At 44.0% G+C, this 5,628-nt stretch carries 6 protein-coding genes; all 6 read right to left on the bottom strand.

Features of this window, described 5'->3' with window-relative positions:
• Positions 1 to 265: 265 nt before the first annotated feature.
• Genes B4K20_RS09315 through B4K20_RS09290 form a run of 6 tightly spaced genes read right to left on the bottom strand, consistent with a single transcriptional unit; the run spans position 266 to position 5,562 of the window.
• Complete coding sequence (locus B4K20_RS09315; protein WP_289282683.1) at positions 266 to 1,222, bottom strand: vWA domain-containing protein; 957 nt, start codon at positions 1,220 to 1,222, stop codon at positions 266 to 268.
• A gap of 9 nt (positions 1,223 to 1,231) precedes the next feature.
• Positions 1,232 to 1,801: an MxaK protein gene (locus tag B4K20_RS09310; protein ID WP_289282682.1), complete on the bottom strand. Its 570-nt coding sequence runs from the start codon at positions 1,799 to 1,801 to the stop codon at positions 1,232 to 1,234.
• Positions 1,798 to 2,778 carry a vWA domain-containing protein gene (locus B4K20_RS09305; RefSeq protein ID WP_289282681.1) on the bottom strand — a complete coding sequence of 327 codons (981 nt, stop codon included), beginning with the start codon at positions 2,776 to 2,778 and terminating at the stop codon, positions 1,798 to 1,800. Before B4K20_RS09305 ends, B4K20_RS09310 begins: the two co-directional genes overlap by 4 nt.
• On the bottom strand, positions 2,775 to 3,716 hold the full coding sequence (locus B4K20_RS09300) for a hypothetical protein (RefSeq protein WP_289282680.1): 942 nt from the start codon (positions 3,714 to 3,716) through the stop codon (positions 2,775 to 2,777). Before B4K20_RS09300 ends, B4K20_RS09305 begins: the two co-directional genes overlap by 4 nt.
• Positions 3,717 to 3,724: 8 nt before the next feature.
• Complete coding sequence (locus B4K20_RS09295) at positions 3,725 to 4,531, bottom strand: hypothetical protein (RefSeq protein ID WP_289282679.1); 807 nt, start codon at positions 4,529 to 4,531, stop codon at positions 3,725 to 3,727.
• Complete coding sequence (locus tag B4K20_RS09290) at positions 4,528 to 5,562, bottom strand: AAA family ATPase (RefSeq protein ID WP_289282678.1); 1,035 nt, start codon at positions 5,560 to 5,562, stop codon at positions 4,528 to 4,530. Before B4K20_RS09290 ends, B4K20_RS09295 begins: the two co-directional genes overlap by 4 nt.
• Between the last annotated feature and the right edge of the window lie 66 nt (positions 5,563 to 5,628).

The raw sequence follows: 5,628 nt of genomic DNA, 5'->3' as shown, positions 1-5,628 counted from the left end.
GCTCTTCACTTTCTGAGTTTCTTGCTTGACTCTAGCAACATAAAAAAAGAAATTGGCTGCTGGGCCTCTATTGTCTAATAGAGGGGATGAATTCCTCGTGCGACTCAATCCTACAGGCGCTTCTCATCGGAGCTACGTTAGCCATGTATAGATTTATTAGGGCAGATGAAACAGAATACAAAAATGAAGAACAAGCAGCGAGACAGCTTGAATTTCGGCTGAATATACTTAACTTTAAGACTGGAGCTCTGGTAGCTTAGTTAAATTATATAGCCCATTTCTTTCTGAAAGGTTGATAGCAATACAGAAGCAGGAATAAGGCCAGGGCGGCTGCTATATTGTTGAATTGAGTGGGTTGTTTGGCTTCATAAGCAAAGTCATTTTTTTGCAGGGCTTTAGCCATCGCGGCATTGTTTTCCAGATGATGGTAAAGCATATGATTTTGCTGAGCGAGATCCATTAAATAGTCTTGTTTGAGGCTGGACATGTGTTCAGTACCGACCACTTTGGCTGTTCCCCAAGGGCCATTACGAGGGATATATCCTTCTACTTTACTTGGGTCTTCTGGCAAACCAAAGCGAGAGGCATGAGGCACATCTTCAGCGGTATAAAAGCCAATCTGCACACCGTCTTCATCAAATTTCGGGATTTTACTCAAGCCAAGTTCGCCAACACCAATGATGATGCCGGCTTTCCAATTTTCTTTTTGCTCTTCGGTATCCAGGTAACTGAAATCGGGGGCATAGCGTGGATTCACGGGTGGTGCTTCATGACCATCGGTGAAAAACACCAGCTTACTTCCTGCAAGAACGTCATTCATCATCAGCTCACGGGTGTTATATAGGGCTTGTCCGATATTGCTGTCAGCGACCCATGCCATACGCCAGTCAAGTGCATCAATACTGGCCTCAAGTACCGGATAATCATTACAGACTTCGATAGGTGAATAGAGTAGAGCTGGAACACGTTCTGTAAACACAGCCAAGCCGACTTTTGAACCACATGGTAGATTTCTTGCCGCATTGAGCATGGCCGATTTTGCTTTTTCTAAGCGACTGATGGCGCCCCCCTGTTTATCGGAGTAATCCTGCACATTCATGCTACGTGTAATATCAAGCACAAACACAAAGTCATAGCTTTTCACAGTGAAGGGCAAAGGCGGCAGAACAATAGCGATAAGCAATAATATTGCAGAGGCTATCAATGCATATAAGCGCTTCATAACAACAACCTAAGGCAAACCTAGGGGGAAGCCAGGCATGGCTGACCATAATTCTTCGGAGCTTTCTTGTGCTTCACCTGACTCTTGTAAATCACCAAGAGGTAAATCACGAGAGAGTCGCTGCGCTGCTTCATAGTTGTATTTTGCTGCCCAGAACTCAGGATCATTTTTTAATGCTGATTTATAGAGATCTTTAGCGACATCGGCCAGTGCTGTGGCACGATCAATACCCATCTTCTCTGCTGTCTCAATCGCCTGTTGTAGATAGAGATTCCCCATATTGTAATAGACCAGTTTCAGCATGGCAGGAGAGCTCATACGTTCGGCTCTACCATAGGCATCAACCGCGTCTTCAAACATGCCTCGCTGTTGCAAATGATGGGCATAGGCAAACTGTAATTCAGGCTCTGTCAGATCAATTTCATTCATCTCTACCAAACGAGGAGACTGTAAAAGTTGTATGGCCTCGTTAATCTCTTTTTGATGCTGTCTTTCCAATATTTGCAGACTCAGTAAGGTGAGAAAAACCAAACTAATCACCAACATAAGATGTTGTATATAACGACGACGCAACATCATGAGCGTTTCTCCAAAAATTTCACCGCAACGAGAAGTAATACAAAAAATAAGGCAAAGCCATAACACCAAGCTGCCAGACTTTGTTTTGGTAGTTTTTCCTGATAAATCAAAGGTAAACTTTCCAATTCATCCAGCTCTGCAATGGCAGCCTGAAGTGATTCGGCGGTATCAACTTCATATGCGTGGTAGGGCACAGATAACGTATTGAAAAACTTATGTAAATGGCGTTCAGGCATGACTCTGGGATTATCGTCACGATGTGATTTTGGCTCGGTAAAGATGCCTTGTCCGTTTTCTGTACGTAAAAAGAACCAATACAAGCTGACTCGATAACGTTCAAACCATTCCCTTAGGGTTTTCTGGGCTCGATGATCTAATGTTGCCGCCCCATCAGAGACTAAGACAATCACGCGAGAGCCAGTATGGGGTTGATCTTTAAAGTAGCTTAGACCCATTCCTAGACCCTTAGCGACGTTGGTAAACGCTAATCCAGGTGTTTCCAGGCTATTGATTGCAGCCTGAATCGCGCTTTTATGTTCAGTTAATGGGCTGATATAAAAAGGCTGTGTACTAAAACCGGCTACCCCAAACAAATCATGTGGACGACGATTAACGAATTCCGATAATAAACGTCTGGCAGCCTGAGCTTTTGACTGCTCATTTTCATCAGGTGTCTGACCGCCAAAGGTCTCATTCATGCTCGCACTTCGATCCAGCACAAACACAATATGTGCACCTTTTCCTGTTCGTGTCACCGTTTGCTCTAGGCTGTGTAAACCCGCAAGTCCAATAATGACTGACGCTATAGCAAAAGCGGCAGAGAGCTTTATTAAGCGATTTAGCCAGATAGTGAGTGGATTCAGCTTGATCAGCTGTCTGCTGGGCGTCGCATGACGGTCAAACAAACTGTTAAAAAAAGGTAATAAGCTGAGTGGTAATAAAACCAGCAGCCAGGGCAGATGAAAAGCAAGATTCATGAGTTACTCTGCACGACTTTATCAGCGGCCGCGAGTCTGTCGCATAGACGGATACAATCCATCAAGATAGTGGGTTTAGCTTCTTTATCAAAGAAAAAAACGCTTCTGGATTGCTGAAAGAAATCTTCAATTTGTCCGCGACTTTCATTAAATTGTGGGTGTCGATGAATAAAGTCATCAATTTGTGAGGCAAACAAGGTCTGCTTGGCCCGCGCATTCAACGCATCATGCATCGCTTGCATACCCTGTTGCACTTGTTCAGACGTTATATTTTTTTGGCGTTTGATGCGTTTGATTTGACGCTTAGCCTTGTGAAAAGGTGAAGTACTCAACTTGGGTAATAACCCTGCGAGCGCTGCCCAGATAAGCAAAGCTATCACAGATAAACTGGCATAAATGATGATGGGCGATTGATAGCGTGAAAGTGAATGCGTTCTGGGGGCGATATCGGGCTTCATAAAACCATCACTACCATCATCATTACCCACACCACTTGAAACAACTTCTTTTATCGGTGACATAGTGAAATACCATTCGGGTAGTGATATTTCAAACCGTTGATTTGAGTTGTCAGTGAATACTAACTGTTGTTCAGGAATAAGTAATTTGCGGACATCGAGTGGTGCGTAAAAAGTTTGATAGCGAAGGGTAAGATGATAGAGCTTTTTTGTTCCCCGTTGATCGGAGGTCATATCGACGCTATTCAAATCAAGCCAGTAGGTTAATTCACCCTCAACGGGAAGAGATGAGGGTGACAGAGAATACGCTGTATCGATAGCGATCAGATATTGATGTTCAATGATATCGCCAACCACCAAGCCATAACTTCGTCCTTGATCCATTTTGATAAGTTGGCCTGGAATATGAGGCTTTGCAGAGCAGATAGCAGAAAGCAGAAATAAGCCTAAAAGCAGTGAAATGGTGTTAAAAAGCTTCATAATGGTTCCTACTGCATCGAAAAGTATCGACTCATTTGTCTGGCATCATAGTGATCAATCAACCAAAAGGGATGTTGATTAAATCGACGAAACTGTTGCGTGAGATAGGTTTTACGATCGTCATATTGCTGCTGAATTTTTTGTTTTTGATCGCGGGTGATAAACACCAGAGAACTGGCTCCTGTTTCAAGATCAGTCAACTCGACAAATCGCCATAATGGAAAGTCGAGAAATTCTTTGGATTGCCATAACACCATAGGCACCACCAAATGGGCTGACAATACAGTCAGCAATGACTGCAATTGTGTTTCCGGCCAGTGAAAATCAGAGACTAAAAATACCAGTGCCGGCTTGCCAGGCAAGATCGGAAAAACTTGTTGAGTGGCTTCAGCCTGATTAGACTCGGGCTGGAGGTTAGTTAATTCTGTGGTCAGAGCATCCGCATCATCCAGCTTAATAAGTTTTTCTTTGAGCAGATAACATGAAAAACGGTCATTAGCGGCCTCGACAGAGGCTTTGGTGCTCTCATACACGTGATGCATTAAGGTCGCTTTCTCGCCATAAAGCATCGAGGATGAGCCATCGATAAGTAATATCACATCGATTTTGCTGCGTTGTCGGTAACTTTTGACATGCAGGGACTCAAACGGATCAGTCAGGCTGGCATTTAAATCCAAACGTGACGTATCTGGTTCATCTAAAAATAATGATTTCTTATAGAAATCCGATCCTGTACCACGCTGCCGGCTTTTATGAGAGCCCAGCATCAAGCCACTGATCAAGCCAGTGGTTTTGTAATCAAAGGTTTGATTCATGGCGATTGAATGGTATTCAACGCAGCCGTGATAAGTGATTCAACAATATCATCACGGTTATAGTCATAGACAGGATTCAAGAATAATCGATGTTTGGCTATCTGCCGGATGATCATATGGAAATCTTCTGGCACAAGCGCATCACGCCCATTCAGCCAGGCATTAACTTTGGCTCCACGAGCCAGATAACTAATACCGCGTGGTCCCATACCACCACGGATCATATTGTTGGTATCCACATCGGTGATTTGAATGCCATACTCAGCCGGTTCACGTAGAGCGCGGCAGAGATGATAGCCATAGTCCTGCACTTTTTCACTGGTGTGAACATGCTCTTGAATGGCAACCGCAATATCATTAAGTTGCTGAAACGGTACGACTGCTTTATCAGCAGAATCAACCAGTTTGTCAGCATCATGAAAACGAGGATTGAACATCAGATCTTTCAGTTGTGTTTCTGACTTTGGCTGCTCGACATGCAGTTCCATCATAAAACGGTCACGTGCCGCTGCAGGCAGCTCAAAGGTTTCATCTTTTTCAATACGATTACGGTCAGCAAACACCTGCAAATGAGGGAAATAGTGTGTTTGGTTAAATGCATGCACGCTGCGTTCAGCCATGACTCTTAATAATAAAGAGTGGACTTGTGGCCGTGCTCGGTTAATCTCATTGAAAAAGAAGATAGAGAGTTCATCGCCATGTTTCAGAACCGGTCCTGAACTCACGCCTGGTTTACCATTTTCGGCAATATAGGTGTAGTAAACGAGATCGTGCGGCATCAGATCGATGGTGCCTTCAATCCGTTCAAAGTTACCACCCAGACATTCGGCTACCGTTTTCAATAAGGTCGTTTTACCGACACCGACATCACCTTCAAGCAGGATATGCCCTCTGGACAGGGTGGCAATGGTCATTAATCTGACAATGTGTTCCTGACCGAGAATCGTGTTATTGATGCTGGTTTCCATCTGACGAATAAGCGCATGCCAATCTGACATCGCTATCGTTGATGTATTTGATAGCTGGTTCATAGTGGTTTCACATGGAAGAAAAAGAAAAGACCGGCCCGAGAATAAGGCCGGTCTGCTTCAGTAACG

Origin of the sequence: Methylophaga sp. UBA5088, from assembly GCF_002414625.1 — a bacterium.
Taxonomy (GTDB): domain Bacteria; phylum Pseudomonadota; class Gammaproteobacteria; order Nitrosococcales; family Methylophagaceae; genus Methylophaga; species Methylophaga marina.
This window is presented reverse-complemented; position numbering and strand designations above follow the sequence as displayed.

Excerpts from the sequence above, each read along its gene's own strand:
- B4K20_RS09315 (WP_289282683.1), bottom strand. The coding sequence starts at position 1,222 with ATGAAGCGCTTATATGCATTGATAGCCTCTGCAATATTATTGCTTATC.
- B4K20_RS09310 (WP_289282682.1), bottom strand. The coding sequence starts at position 1,801 with ATGATGTTGCGTCGTCGTTATATACAACATCTTATGTTGGTGATTAGT.
- B4K20_RS09305 (WP_289282681.1), bottom strand. The coding sequence starts at position 2,778 with ATGAATCTTGCTTTTCATCTGCCCTGGCTGCTGGTTTTATTACCACTC.
- B4K20_RS09300 (WP_289282680.1), bottom strand. The coding sequence starts at position 3,716 with ATGAAGCTTTTTAACACCATTTCACTGCTTTTAGGCTTATTTCTGCTT.
- B4K20_RS09295 (WP_289282679.1), bottom strand. The coding sequence starts at position 4,531 with ATGAATCAAACCTTTGATTACAAAACCACTGGCTTGATCAGTGGCTTG.
- B4K20_RS09290 (WP_289282678.1), bottom strand. The coding sequence starts at position 5,562 with ATGAACCAGCTATCAAATACATCAACGATAGCGATGTCAGATTGGCAT.